Below are 13,758 nucleotides of genomic sequence, written 5' to 3'. Positions count from 1 at the left end.
AAGTTTAACGAGTCTTGATCACCAAACGGTTACTCTGTTTTACTTCTTCCATTACAACATAAGTACGGGTGTCGTTAACCCCAGGAAGACGTAACAGTGTTTCGCCGAGCAATTTACGATAGGCAGACATATCTGGCACACGTGTTTTCAGCAAATAATCAAAATCACCCGAAACTAAATGGCATTCCTGGATTTCTTCCAGTTTCTGGACAGCTGTATTGAATTGTTCAAATACATCTGCTGCGCCGCGGTTCAAGGTAATTTCAACAAATACCAGCAATGATGCATCCAAATAATGAGGATTTAGCAAAGCTGTGTAGCCAGAGATAAAGCCCTGACGCTCTAAGCGACGTACTCGTTCCAGACAGGGTGTTGGTGACAAACCCACTCTCTTGGATAACTCTACGTTAGAAATACGGCCGTCTTTTTGCAACTCGTTAAGGATATTGCGATCTATACGATCAAGATCTTTTCCTGGACGCTTCTTATTATCTATCATCTTATTGCTCTCTCTTTATATTCCTACACCTATAACATTTTCCCTATCTCTTTCAAGCGGTTGAGCTGGAAAAGATGTCTTCAAAGGTTAAATCTTAATCTGTAACCAAGGTTTGAGGCCTACTACCATTTCCTAAAATACCATTTCCTAAAATACCATTTCCTAAAATACAATCTCCCAGAATTCGATTAATTATCTCTTTTACTTTCCAAATTGTTGCTATGTTAGCTGTGCTCACCCACCTCAATGACTCAGTCTCCCTATATCAGCCACTCATCACTCATCGGGTTTCTATGTACTTGAGGCTTCGTTTCCTTACCGCCGCACTACAATTTGGATCTATTAGACATATTATACGATTTACCAGAATATCGTTTTCCAGAACTTGATTTCCCAAAACACGAGTACCCAAACTACCCGCTCTTTCAGAAAAGAACTTAACGGCAATTTTTAATATTCTACGAGAAAATCATCCACACTAATTGGTCTATTTTATAGAAACAATTGATTAGCGAGATAGATAATTATCTCTTACACAGATGTTTTCGCAAATGCACAGCCGATTGTCAAAGTAAATGAACAAAAATCAGAACAACCTACCAAACAAATTTTCAGTTATTCGCCTTAATAGCTGTTTGATGCCTGATATGTATAAATGATGTTCAATTCAGAAAGTTAAACAATCTTCTCTTACAATCCGATTACATCATAGTTACTATCTATCGGTAAAATCGTTAATAACATGAATATTTTATCTGATAATCGCTTTTTTTAACTTATTATTTCTCCTACAATCCCTAAATCCGCAATATGCGATAATGGAAATGAGGTATTCATGAGCACAGCCAAACACAGTAAACTTATCATTCTTGGCTCAGGCCCTGCTGGTTATACCGCTGCTGTGTACGCAGCCCGCGCTAATCTAAATCCCGTTCTCATTACTGGGGTTGAAAAAGGCGGCCAATTGACCACTACGACTGAGGTTGAAAACTGGCCTGGTGATCCTGAAGGGCTGACTGGCCCAGGTTTGATGGAGCGCATGTTCCAACACGCTGAAAAATTTCAAACAGAAATTATTTCTGATCATATTCAGAAAGTTAATTTCTCAAACAAACCTTTCCGTTTATTTGGTGATGAACAGGAATATACCTGCGATGCTTTAATCATCGCGACAGGTGCTTCTGCCCGTTATCTCGGATTGCCTTCCGAGGAAGCTTTCAAAGGTCGGGGGGTATCTGCCTGTGCAACATGTGATGGTTTTTTCTATCGTAAACAAAAGGTTGCAGTCGTTGGTGGTGGAAACACTGCTGTTGAAGAAGCGCTGTATTTGGCAAATATTGCTTCTGAAGTCCATTTGATTCACCGCCGTGATACTTTTCGTTCAGAGAAAATTCTGATTGACCGTTTGATGGAGAAAGTGAAGAACGGCAATATCATTCTGCATACTGATCGTACTTTGGATGAAGTGCTGGGTGATGATATGGGGGTTACGGGCGTCCGCATTCGTGATACGAAAAGTGACGCTACCGAAGAGTTGGATGTGACTGGCGTTTTCATTGCCATCGGTCATAGTCCGAACACGGGTATCTTTGACGGTCAACTGGAACTGGAAAACGGATATATCAAAGTCCAATCTGGATTGCATGGTAATGCTACCCAAACGTCTATTTCGGGTATTTTTGCCGCTGGAGATGTTATGGATCATGTATACCGTCAAGCCATTACCTCCGCCGGTACAGGCTGTATGGCTGCCCTGGATGCTGAACGTTTCCTTGACGGGTTGGCAACCCAATAATCTCTCTTTCCCCAAAGCGCTATTTCGGTAGCGCTTTTTAACAGGTAACATACAGCTTATTTTGATATCCCGTATCATCACCCGCTAACCAGAAATTTTTCTTATGGACAAAGCAAGACAATCTGAACTTGTTCGATGGCTGAAACAACAAACAGCGCCTGCTCGTCGGTGGCTTCGTTTATCAATGCTACTTGGCCTAATCAGTGGATTGCTGATCATCTCTCAGGCTTGGCTCCTGGCGACAATTCTGCAAGCCCTGATTATGGATAATGTTCCCCGCGAAAATCTTATCAACCCGTTTTTAATGTTGGCCGCCACCTTCACAGTAAGGGCGATTGTCAATGCCGTCCGGGAGCGTGTCGGGTTTATTTGTGGCAAAGTTGTCCGCCAACAAATCCGCAAGATGGTACTGGATAAACTCGAACAGCTAGGCCCTGTGTGGGTGAAGGGAAAACCCGCCGGAAGCTGGGCAACCATTATCCTAGAGCAGATAGAAGACATGCAGGATTTTTACTCTCGCTATCTGCCTCAAATTGCTCTTGCGGCGATGATCCCTGTCTTAATCCTGATTGCCGTGTTTCCCGTTAATTGGGCCGCCGGGTTGATTTTATTTGTCACCGCACCATTAATTCCGCTGTTTATGGCCTTGGTTGGATTAGGCGCCGCAGATGCCAACCGACGCAATTTTGTGGCTCTCAGTCGATTAAGCGGTAATTTCCTCGATCGATTACGCGGGTTGGAAACTTTGCGCCTGTTCCATAGAGGGGAAGCAGAAGTTGCACAAATCACGCAGTCAACTGAGAACTTTCGCCGCAGGACGATGGAGGTTCTGCGCATGGCATTTTTATCTTCAGCCGTTTTAGAGTTTTTTGCCGCAATTTCCATTGCCGTTGTTGCGGTCTATTTTGGCTTTTCCTATTTGGGAGAATTGCACTTTGGTAGCTATGGCATCGGTGTTACGCTGTTTGCAGGTTTCCTCGCTTTAATCCTCGCACCTGAATTTTTTCAACCTCTGCGTGATTTAGGGACATTTTATCATGCCAAAGCTCAAGCAGTCGGCGCGGCAGAAACGCTTTTTACCTTACTTGGTAGTGATGGAGAACAGGCCGCAAATAGCGGTGAAAAAAAACTATCCGGTAAAGAACCCGTCACCATTGAGGCTCACGAGCTGGAGATTATGTCCCACGATGGGCATCGCCTTGCCGGTCCCTTGAATTTTACGCTGAATAAGCGCCAGCGAATTGCGTTGGTTGGAAAAAGTGGCGCGGGTAAAAGCTCATTAATCAATGTATTACTGGGATTCCTGCCTTATCATGGCTCCTTAAAAATTAATGGCATTGAGTTGCGAGAACTCAATCTCACGCAATGGCGCGAATGTTTGAGTTGGGTCGGGCAAAACCCACATCTGCCAGAACAAACACTGCTCGATAATATTCGTCTTGGTCAATATGACGCACCGCAAGAGCAAATCAATGATGTGATGGAGCGGGCTTATGTCAGTGAGTTTATTAACGACCTTCCAGATGGCATCAATACGGTAGTCGGTGACAACGCGGCTCGTCTGTCTGTCGGACAGGCTCAACGTATTGCGGTGGCACGAGCGTTATTAAACCCTTGCCAATTATTACTATTGGATGAACCCGCCGCCAGCCTTGATGCTCATAGCGAACAGCGTGTGATGATGGCCTTAAATCAGGCCTCTCATCAACAAACCACATTACTGGTGACTCACTTGCTGGAAGAAACAGTGTTATATGACCAGATTTGGGTAATGGAGAATGGATTACTCATTGAGCAAGGTGATTATCAAACTTTAAACCAGTCCCAGGGTGTCTTTTCCCGTTTGTTGTCTCACCGTAGTGTGGAGCTTTAATCATGCGTGTATTACTTCCATTTCTCGCACTTTATCGCCGCCATTGGTTTCTTATTAGCTTAAGCCTGGTATTGGCGATTGTGACACTACTAGCCAGTATCGGGCTGTTAACCCTATCTGGTTGGTTTCTTGCTGGCACCGCGCTGGCTGGATTTGCAGGATTATATACATTCAATTATATGCTGCCTGCCGCTGGTGTCCGTGGCGCTGCCATTTTTCGTACGGCTGGTCGTTATGGGGAGCGGCTTGTCAGCCATGATGCAACGTTCCGTGTACTGGCTCATTTACGTGTTTTTGCCTTTCAAAAAATATTGCCGCTCTCTCCTGGCGGCATTGCCCGTTTTCGTCAAGGTGAGTTATTAAACCGGCTTGTTGCGGATGTCGAGACACTGGATCACCTGTATTTACGAGTGATTTCCCCTGTCCTCGCCGCATTCGTCATTATTCTGGTTCTGACATTTGGCTTAGGCTTCCTTGATATTACCCTCGCCTACATGATTGGCGGTATTATGTTAGGGCTGCTGCTAATATTACCTTGCGTGTTTTACCACGCGGGAAAACCTTACGGCAGAAACATCACCCTGCAACGTAGTCAGTATCGTACATTACTGACCAGCACCTTGCAGGGGCAAGCTGAATTAAGCGTGTTCGGCGCACTCAAACGCTTTCGTCAAGCCATGACAGAGATCGAAAACAATTGGTTGAAAAGCCAGCAAAAACAAGCTGGCTTAACCGGACTCTCACAAGCCATCATGATTTTTTCCACGGGTATGACAGTCACGCTGATACTGTGGTTAGCGGCCGCAGGCGTGGGAGGACATAGTCAGGCGGGTGCATTGATAGCACTGTTTGTATTCTGTACCCTTGCTGCGTTTGAAGCCCTTGGGCCAGTCACAGTTGCCTTCCAGCATATGGGGCAGGTCATTTCATCTGCGACGCGTGTTTCCCAGTTGATGCACCAAAAACCGGAAGTCACTTTTCCTGCGCATGGGCCTCAGGCAAATGGCGAACTCAGTCTGGAAATAAAAAATGTCGATTTCACCTATCCCGGCCAACCCTTGCCAGTATTGAAAAATATTTCTCTATCTTTGACATCAGGCGAGCATATTGCTCTATTGGGAAAAACAGGATGTGGTAAATCAACATTATTGCAATTATTAACCCGCGCGTGGGATATCAATAGTGGTGAGATCCAACTCAATCAACACCCCATCTCCCACTATGATGAGGCAACACTGCGTTCAATGATGTCTGTCGTCCCGCAACGGATACATGTATTTAGCCAGACTTTGCGTGAAAATCTTTTATTGGCAAAACCAGATGCGCATGACGATGAATTAACAACCCTATTGCAACAAGTCGGTTTAGGCTACTTGCTAGACACTGAAAAAAAGCTAAACTGTTGGATGGGTGAAGGTGGGCGCCAACTTTCTGGCGGAGAACAGCGACGTTTAGGTATTGCCAGAGCATTGTTACATAATGCCCCTTTGATGCTTCTGGATGAACCCACTGAAGGACTCGATGCAGATACAGAGCAGCAAATTCTGTCACTGCTACACCATCGTTGTCAGCATAAGACCCTGATTATCGTTACCCATCGGCTGACAGGCTTGCAATATATGGATAGAATCTGTGTTATGGATGGTGGACGTATTATCGAGCAAGGCAAGCATACTGCGCTACTCGCTCAACAGGGGCGTTACTATCAATTTTATCAACGACAACAATTTCATCAGCAACAGAGCTATCCCGAGCAAGGGTGATTCAATTTATGTCGATAGCTCAGCTGGATAACTCATATGAATTCCCCCACCCCACTAATGCGCTCGCTGAACCGAATGGTTTATTGGCATTTGGCGGAGATCTAAGTGCAGAACGTTTACGAGTAGCGTATCATGAGGGTATTTTTCCGTGGTATTCGCCGGATGAGCCGCCGTTATGGTGGTCTCCCGACCCTCGGGCTGTGTTGATTCCAGGAGAATTACATATTGGCCGAACACTACGTCGTTTTATTCGCAAACATATTTACCAAATTACGGTAAACTATGCTTTCGATGAAGTGATATATCATTGCGCCCAACGACAAGAAGGCACCTGGATTGGGTCAGATGTTCAAAAAGGTTATCAAACTTTGCATAAAGAAGGTTTGGCTCATTCCATTGAAGTCTGGCATGACCATCAACTTGTGGGTGGCTTATATGGCGTTTGTGTCGGCACACTATTTTGCGGTGAATCGATGTTTAGCAAAATGGAGAATGCATCCAAATGTGCTTTTGTCGCATTCTACCACCATTTTTTACGTCATAGCGGCCAATTATTTGACTGTCAGGTATTAAATCACCATACAGAATCATTGGGCGCTAAAAATATTCCGAGAGAAAAGTTTCTCCAGCACCTTTATCAATTAAGAAAGCAGTCATTGCAATCGGGCTGCTGGTCTGTACAAAAGCTGGATTTATAATCATCTCTTAGAAATAAATGCTGTTCATGGCGGGAATGTCATTAGCCATCATATTATCGTATGTAAAATGATGGCTTAAAATACGACATTCCTTTACATAATGATGGTTTTTCGGCATTATCTTGCCGGTTAAAAACGATGGTTGTTACACTTAGAGGATTAGATGGCCAAAGAAGACACTAATTTTGAAATGCAAGGTACTGTGTTAGAAACACTGCCAAATACTGTGTTTCGCGTTGAATTAGACAACGGGCACGTTGTCACTGCTCACATCTCAGGAAAAATGCGTAAGAACTATATCCGCATCCTGACTGGAGACAAGGTTACAGTTGAGCTAACTACATATGATCCAGAAAAAGGACGCATCACCTTCCGTAGCCGCTGATTAAGAGACCTTAGCACCACAGGTGATCGTATTTTCCAGCATTCACCTGTGGTGTGGCTATTGGTTTTACCACGAGTTACCAGTTTCTATCACTGGTACCGTTTATGATTATCCCGTTTTATACCGTTTACCCATAACGTTATAACACGGCATCTTCTGATCTCTTTTTACTCGATTTTTGCGCACTCTTAAAATCGTATATCAATGCCTGTTTCGCTTTATCAAGTTTAATCTTGACTGAGCCGCCATGCACCAAAGAGCCAAATAACAATTCATTCGCCAGCGGTTTTTTGAGATTGTCCTGAATGACACGAGCCATAGGACGTGCGCCCATCGCTTTATCATAACCTTTGTCACATAACCACTGACGGGCATCTGCACTGACTTCCAGAGAGACACCTTTTTCATCCAATTGCGCTTGTAATTCAACAATAAATTTATCAACAACTTGTTGAATAACTTCAGAAGAGAGTGCATCAAACCAGATAGTGCCATCAAGACGATTACGAAATTCAGGGGTGAAAATCCGTTTTATCTCTTCCATTCCATCCGTACTATTATCCTGTTCAGCGAACCCAATAGATTTACGCTGTATTTCACGTACTCCGGCATTGGTTGTCATCACCAAAATAACATTACGGAAATCCGCCTTACGTCCATTATTGTCGGTCAATGTACCGTTATCCATCACCTGCAACAAAAGATTGAATACATCGGGATGGGCTTTTTCAATCTCATCCAACAACAGTACAGAATGAGGATGTTTGATGATGGCATCGGTTAACAAACCGCCCTGATCATACCCAATATAACCCGGCGGAGCACCAATTAAGCGACTGACAGTATGGCGTTCCATATATTCTGACATATCGAATCGCAATAACTTGACATTCAATACCTTGGCTAGTTGGACGGTTACTTCGGTTTTCCCTACTCCTGTAGGCCCGGCAAACAAGAAAGATCCTACCGGCTTATGATCTTGCCCCAATCCAGCACGGCTCATCTTGATGGCTTCCGTCAAGGCAGCAATCGCTTTGTCCTGACCAAAAACCAACATCTTCAAACGATTATCCAGTGTCCTCAAAACATCTTTATCACTGGCTGACACGGTTTTTTCTGGAATACGGGCGATACGAGCAACAACGCTCTCAATATCGGTGACATTGATTGTTTTCTTGCGGCGACTCACTGGCACTAACCTTGTCCTCGCACCCGCTTCATCAATGACATCAATCGCCTTATCCGGCAAATGCCGATCGGTAATATACTTCACCGATAACTCAACGGCGGCACGAATCGCCTTCGCGGTATAACGGACATCATGGTGAGCTTCATATTTAGCACGCAACCCATTGATAATCTGCACCGTTTCTTCAGAAGAAGGTTCAAGAATGTCAATTTTTTGGAACCGACGCGCTAGAGCGCGGTCTTTTTCAAAAATATTGCTAAATTCGTGATAAGTCGTTGAACCAATGACCCGTATACGCCCACTGGATAACAGCGGTTTAATGAGATTCGCTGCGTCCACCTGCCCGCCTGAAGCAGCACCGGCACCAATAATTGTATGGATCTCATCAATAAAGAGAATACTTTTACTGTCCTGCTCCAACGTTTTTAACAAAGACTTGAAGCGCTTCTCAAAATCACCACGATACTTTGTACCGGCCAACAATGAACCAATATCCAGAGAATAGATGGTACAATCCTGCATCACTTCGGGCACATTCCTTTGGACAATCCGCCAGGCAAGCCCCTCAGCAATGGCTGTCTTACCCACACCGGATTCCCCAACAAACAGAGGATTATTCTTGCGGCGACGGCACAGTACCTGAATCGTTCTTTCCAATTCATCCTGACGGCCGACAAGTGGATCAATCTGCCCTTTCTGCGCCAATTGATTCAGGTTGGTAGTGAAATTTTCCAATCGATCTTCACCCATGACCTGCTCTTCCGGAACCGGATTGATACTGTGGTGGGAATCAGTGTCTGGCTCATCTTTGCGCGTGCCATGAGAGATAAAATTCACCACATCCAAACGACTGACGTCGTGCTTGCGCAGTAAATAAGCTGCCTGAGATTCCTGTTCACTAAAAATGGCAACTAAGACATTCGCCCCAGAGACTTCTGAACGTCCCGAAGATTGAACGTGAAATACCGCACGTTGCAAAACACGCTGAAAACTTAATGTTGGTTGGGTATCCCTGTCATCATTCTCAGATAACAAGGGGGTGGTTTGTGCAATAAAACTTTCCAATTCCTGGCGTAACATCGCCAAATCGACTTTACAAGCCTCCAGTGCTTCTCGCGCTGATGTGTTACTTAACAACGCCAGCAACAGGTGCTCTACAGTCATAAATTCATGCCTGTTATCCCTTGCTTTGGCAAAAGCAATGTTGAGACTAAGCTCCAGTTCTTGATTGAGCATAAGCACCTCCTCCTCATTTTAGTAAGCCAGATCAGACCTTTTCCAGCGTGCAAAGTAACGGATGCTCGTGCTCCTTAGCATACATGTTCACTTGCGCAGCTTTAGTTTCTGCGACCTCTGCCGTGTAAATTCCGCAAACTGCCTTCCCTTTGTAATGGACATCCAGCATTAGTTGCGTTGCTTGTTCAACATCATAAGAAAAGAACTTTTGCAATACGTCAACCACAAACTCCATAGGGGTATAATCGTCATTGTTAAGAATAACCTTATACATTGATGGTGGTTGTAGTTTTTGTTTTGCATCATCCTCAATAAATTCTTCAACTTTCAAATTGTTATAAAACTCAGTCATTATTTTTCCGCTGGGTATTCACTTTCCGCTGGATTTTAGTATGAACTAATTCATTGTACTGCTATATATTTTATCACTTCATAAAGCACTCTGCTTACCCTCCTTGATGATTAACGGATCAGGATTTTGTTTAAAAATCAGATATCGTTATCTATATCAAACTTTAGTCATTTGAGACAGCTTGACGTTGTTTATGTGCTTGACGATCTAATGAATTTCACTACAGTATATTTTATGAACACCGCTTCCTATCTGGGCGTTTGTTCATATTTCAACATTTTTAGTGACTCCTAAACCCGAAATCGTGATACGAGGGATAGAGAAGTATGGAAACAGGTACTGTGAAATGGTTCAATAATGCAAAGGGCTTTGGATTTATTTGCCCGGCCAGTGGGGGCGAGGATATATTTGCTCACTATTCAACCATTCAGATGGATGGTTATAGGACGCTGAAAGCGGGGCAAAAGGTGAATTTTAGCGTTAATCAAGGCCCTAAGGGTAACCACGCCAGCCTTATTGTGCCTCTGGAAGATGGCTTAAAATCAAAAAATAGTAACTCGATAAACGCGTAATTTCCACGCCACAAATAGATAATCCGTTTATTTGTGGCGTGTTATTTTATTCTCTTGCCAAAGCCTCTATAGGATCGAGGCGAGCTGCATTTCTCGCGGGCAGGAAACCAAAGATGACTCCTATTGCCGTTGAGCAACCAAACGCGATGATAAATGCAATCGGGCTATAAGCGAAATCCCATTTCGGCAGCATCCACTGTGCCATTAGAGAAAGGCTGTACGACAGGGTAATCCCTAGTATCCCCCCAATCAAACAAACCAAAACGGCTTCGATAAGAAATTGCTGTAAAATGTCACTGGTTCTGGCACCTACTGCCATACGAATACCAATCTCCCGAGTCCGTTCAGTAACGGATACCAGCATGATATTCATAACGCCAATTCCCCCGACAACCAAGGATATGACCGCAACTAATGTTAAGAATATTTGCATTGTCTGTGTGGTTTTATCCATGATTTCAATGGTCTTATTAATACTATAAATGTGAAAATTCTTTTTACCATGACGGAATATTAACAAATTGCTCAATTTTTCTTCGGCTTCATTGGAATCATAGCCATCTCTCAGCCTGACAACAATCGAACTCAAGTAGCTTTGTTTTATCAAACGATTATTCATCGTACTGTAGGGCAGCCAAATTTGTAATGAATCACCACCATAAAAACTTTGCCCGTGGGCAATCACACCAATCACGGTCAAAGGAATATTTGCCAACAGCAACTCTTTGCCTATCACATTATTCTGGTAAGGAAAGAACTTCTTGCGTGTATTATCATCAATGATGACCACTTGAGACTGGCGCTCAACCATTTCTGAAGTAAAAGGAATACCTTGAGCAAATTTCATGGCATATACCTGAAAAAAATCACTTCCAACGCCAGATACCTGTGCATTAGCATCTATATTGCCTTGACGTAAACGTCCACCGCCCATAAATTGGGGGGAAACAGCCTGAATATAGGGTTGAGACTGTATTGCCGGAATATCGGCCAGTTTCATTGCCTGCGTATCCAAAGAATTATCACTGCCAAAGTCTCTTCCTGGATAAATTGATATGGAGTTAGTGGCAATCGATTTAATATGTGATAACACCATTGATTTTGCCGCATCACCAATCACGATAATGGTGACGACAGAAGCAATGCCTATGATAATCCCAAGCATTGTCAGCAGCGTGCGTAGCTTATTCACATTCATGGCACGCCATGCCATCAATAAGGCTTCATTAAAACGTCCCCAGGCTTGTTGAACGAAAGACGTTTTTACATTGACGGTTTTTGCATTTACAGAGGAAGTACGAGGCAAAGTATGATGTTCAGAAGTGCGTGAGTCACTCATAATACGCCCATCTTTAATTTCAATCACTCTTTGAGCCTGTGCCGCAATATGGGGATCATGAGTCACAATAACGACGGTATGCCCCCGCTGACAGAGTTCCTTCAAGATCTCCATCATTTCCTGACCGGAAGTACTATCCAATGCTCCCGTCGGTTCATCCGCAAGAATGACTTGCCCACCATTCATCAGTGCCCTGGCAATGCTGACCCGCTGTTGCTGTCCGCCTGAGAGCTGGCTTGGCCGATAGTTAATCCGGTTTTCCAATCCAAGACGCCCCAATAATTCAACCGCCCGCTCACGACGTTGTATTTTGGAAGCACCGGAATAAATTGCCGGGATCTCAACATTTTGTTCGGCGGTTAAATGCGTCAATAAATGATAACGCTGAAAAATGAAGCCAAAATACTCTCTGCGCAGCTCGGCCAATTGATCACTATCCAAGTCAGCAATATTTCTCCCTGCAACCCAATACTCTCCACTACTGGGTTTATCCAAACAGCCCAGTATATTCATTAAAGTCGATTTACCAGAACCGGAAGCACCAACAATCGCCACCATTTCTCCAGCCTGTATGGATAATGAGATATCTTCCAGAACAGTCACTTGCCCTTCCCCGGCCTGATAACAACGACTAACTCCTTTTAATTCCAGTAACGTACTCATTATTCTTCCTCTACGCTACTATCACTGCGACTGGTGACCACACGTTCGTTTTCCTTCAACCCAGAGAGTACCTGAACATTAGTATTATCAAAGGCGCCTATCGTGACCTTACGTTTCTCTGCTTTGCCATTACGCAAGACACTGACTTCATATTGCGGTGAAGATGAAGGTGAAATTGAAGTTGAAGACTGAGAAGTTGAAGACTGATTGGAAGATACCTCTAAGGATGAAATCGGGATCATCAATACATTATGCAGGGTCTGAAGCTCTATTTTTACTTGCGCAGTCATCTGTAAACGCAAAATATGTTGGGGATTAGGGACTTCAAAGCGGGCAGAGTAGAAATTAACATTATTCACAACTTGCGGTGTGGGTAGAATATCTTTCAAAATGCTGTGAAATTGTTTCCCTGGTGCCCCTAAGATGGTAAATGAGACTTTCTGCCCGGGTTTTAGACTGACAACATCCGCCTCCGATATTTGGGTGTTAACAATCATGGTATCGAGATTAGCAAGTGTCAGGATAGTGGGCGCTTGCTGTGCCGCAATCACAGTTTGCCCCTGGAATGTTTTAATATCTGCCACAATACCCTCAATTGGGGCAGTAATTCTGGTGTATTGCAAATTCGTTTTTGCCGAATCCAGTTTGGCCTTGTTTTGTTTAATTTGCGCCATTAAGTCATCAATTTTAGCAGTCTTCGCCTGCATATCTGTGATGTCGGAATCCAAGTCTTGATGGGAAATTAAATGTGATTTAAACAAATACTTCTGACGCTTCACTTTAAGCTGCGCAAGTTTTAATTCAGCCTGCGCCCCACGGAGATTGGCCTCCAGTGATTTTGCTGTTTCCTGAATTTCTTCCACCGTATTTTTTGCTGTTTGTGGATCAATCAATGCCAGCAATTGTCCCTGCTTAACCTTATCCCCCAATTTCACATAAAGCTCTTTTAACTGACCACTCACCTGAGCGCCCACATCAACTTTACTGACTGCATCCAACTGACCTACCGCTGAGACACTTCTTGCGAAATCCCCTCTTACCACGGGGCTTGTCTGATAGGTAATGGGTTTTGGGCGATAAAAGAAATAGAGCAATGCAGAAGCAATAGCTATGAAAATCATCCCTGTTGCAAGCCAACGATATTTGATAGAAAGAAGATTCATTAATAAATACCCACCATGAATATGCCATCTAAATTACTTCACTCGCACTTTACTGTAGAAGACATAAACAAATCCTATCAACGGGATATTTTTGATAAGAAAACTTTCTGATATATCTTCCTTTTATCCTGAAAAGAACCAAACAGAAGCGAGTAAAATCCTATAGAGATTGAAAATTCTTTGCATTTCAGTATGTTTACTTTTACCCTTTTGTTGTTTTAATGTAAAATA

11 protein-coding genes are annotated in these 13,758 nt (G+C 43.6%); 6 read left to right on the top strand and 5 right to left on the bottom strand.

The window, feature by feature from the left end:
- Positions 1-4: 4 nt before the first annotated feature.
- Positions 5-499, bottom strand: coding sequence for a leucine-responsive transcriptional regulator Lrp (gene lrp / locus PSI15_RS01445; RefSeq protein WP_004256338.1), 495 nt, complete (start codon positions 497-499; stop codon positions 5-7).
- Between the two features lie 835 nt (positions 500-1,334).
- Between lrp and trxB the strand changes: the two genes are divergently transcribed.
- From trxB to infA, 5 genes are all read left to right on the top strand, one after another.
- The gene (gene trxB, locus PSI15_RS01440) at positions 1,335-2,294 is read left to right on the top strand and encodes a thioredoxin-disulfide reductase (protein WP_273581987.1); all 960 of its coding nucleotides are present in this window, start codon (positions 1,335-1,337) and stop codon (positions 2,292-2,294) included.
- Positions 2,295-2,397: 103 nt separating this feature from the next.
- Positions 2,398-4,167, top strand: a complete 1,770-nt coding sequence (gene cydD, locus PSI15_RS01435) for a heme ABC transporter permease/ATP-binding protein CydD (protein ID WP_273581986.1) — start codon at positions 2,398-2,400, stop codon at positions 4,165-4,167.
- Positions 4,168-4,169: 2 nt separating this feature from the next.
- Entirely contained in the window at positions 4,170-5,930 is a 1,761-nt protein-coding gene (gene cydC / locus PSI15_RS01430; RefSeq protein WP_273581985.1) for a heme ABC transporter ATP-binding protein/permease CydC, read from the top strand.
- Between the two features lie 8 nt (positions 5,931-5,938).
- Positions 5,939-6,628, top strand: a complete 690-nt coding sequence (gene aat / locus PSI15_RS01425) for a leucyl/phenylalanyl-tRNA--protein transferase (RefSeq protein ID WP_273581984.1) — start codon at positions 5,939-5,941, stop codon at positions 6,626-6,628.
- A gap of 163 nt (positions 6,629-6,791) precedes the next feature.
- A complete protein-coding gene (gene infA, locus PSI15_RS01420; protein WP_045969938.1) occupies positions 6,792-7,013 on the top strand; it encodes a translation initiation factor IF-1 in 222 nt (73 codons plus the stop codon).
- A gap of 139 nt (positions 7,014-7,152) precedes the next feature.
- Here the strand turns inward: infA and clpA are convergent, their stop codons facing one another.
- Positions 7,153-9,438, bottom strand: a complete 2,286-nt coding sequence (gene clpA, locus PSI15_RS01415; RefSeq protein ID WP_273581983.1) for an ATP-dependent Clp protease ATP-binding subunit ClpA — start codon at positions 9,436-9,438, stop codon at positions 7,153-7,155.
- A gap of 31 nt (positions 9,439-9,469) precedes the next feature.
- Positions 9,470-9,790: an ATP-dependent Clp protease adapter ClpS gene (gene clpS / locus PSI15_RS01410; protein ID WP_273581982.1), complete on the bottom strand. Its 321-nt coding sequence runs from the start codon at positions 9,788-9,790 to the stop codon at positions 9,470-9,472.
- A gap of 326 nt (positions 9,791-10,116) precedes the next feature.
- Here clpS and cspD point away from each other — a divergent pair, with 326 nt between their 5' ends.
- Complete coding sequence (cspD, locus tag PSI15_RS01405; protein WP_273581981.1) at positions 10,117-10,362, top strand: cold shock-like protein CspD; 246 nt, start codon at positions 10,117-10,119, stop codon at positions 10,360-10,362.
- Between the two features lie 46 nt (positions 10,363-10,408).
- Here cspD and macB read toward each other — a convergent pair whose 3' ends face one another.
- Together macB and macA are read right to left on the bottom strand one after the other, a co-directional pair.
- The gene (gene macB, locus PSI15_RS01400; protein ID WP_273581980.1) at positions 10,409-12,364 is read right to left on the bottom strand and encodes a macrolide ABC transporter ATP-binding protein/permease MacB; all 1,956 of its coding nucleotides are present in this window, start codon (positions 12,362-12,364) and stop codon (positions 10,409-10,411) included.
- Entirely contained in the window at positions 12,364-13,527 is a 1,164-nt protein-coding gene (gene macA, locus PSI15_RS01395) for a macrolide transporter subunit MacA (protein WP_273581979.1), read from the bottom strand. Before macA ends, macB begins: the two co-directional genes overlap by 1 nt.
- Positions 13,528-13,758: the final 231 nt, after the last annotated feature.

The sequence above is a fragment of the Xenorhabdus sp. PR6a genome, from assembly GCF_028599065.1.
In the GTDB taxonomy this organism is placed as follows: domain Bacteria; phylum Pseudomonadota; class Gammaproteobacteria; order Enterobacterales; family Enterobacteriaceae; genus Xenorhabdus; species Xenorhabdus doucetiae.
The sequence above is the reverse complement of the archived record's forward strand: the minus strand, read 5'-3'. Positions and strand labels throughout refer to the sequence as shown.

What these genes read in the sequence shown, in the direction of transcription:
- lrp (WP_004256338.1), bottom strand. Translation starts at nt 499, where the DNA reads ATGATAGATAATAAGAAGCGTCCAGGAAAAGATCTTGATCGTATAGAT.
- clpA (WP_273581983.1), bottom strand. Translation starts at nt 9,438, where the DNA reads ATGCTCAATCAAGAACTGGAGCTTAGTCTCAACATTGCTTTTGCCAAA.
- infA (WP_045969938.1), top strand. Translation starts at nt 6,792, where the DNA reads ATGGCCAAAGAAGACACTAATTTTGAAATGCAAGGTACTGTGTTAGAA.
- macB (WP_273581980.1), bottom strand. Translation starts at nt 12,364, where the DNA reads ATGAGTACGTTACTGGAATTAAAAGGAGTTAGTCGTTGTTATCAGGCC.
- trxB (WP_273581987.1), top strand. Translation starts at nt 1,335, where the DNA reads ATGAGCACAGCCAAACACAGTAAACTTATCATTCTTGGCTCAGGCCCT.
- cspD (WP_273581981.1), top strand. Translation starts at nt 10,117, where the DNA reads ATGGAAACAGGTACTGTGAAATGGTTCAATAATGCAAAGGGCTTTGGA.
- macA (WP_273581979.1), bottom strand. Translation starts at nt 13,527, where the DNA reads ATGAATCTTCTTTCTATCAAATATCGTTGGCTTGCAACAGGGATGATT.
- aat (WP_273581984.1), top strand. Translation starts at nt 5,939, where the DNA reads ATGTCGATAGCTCAGCTGGATAACTCATATGAATTCCCCCACCCCACT.
- cydC (WP_273581985.1), top strand. Translation starts at nt 4,170, where the DNA reads ATGCGTGTATTACTTCCATTTCTCGCACTTTATCGCCGCCATTGGTTT.
- cydD (WP_273581986.1), top strand. Translation starts at nt 2,398, where the DNA reads ATGGACAAAGCAAGACAATCTGAACTTGTTCGATGGCTGAAACAACAA.
- clpS (WP_273581982.1), bottom strand. Translation starts at nt 9,790, where the DNA reads ATGACTGAGTTTTATAACAATTTGAAAGTTGAAGAATTTATTGAGGAT.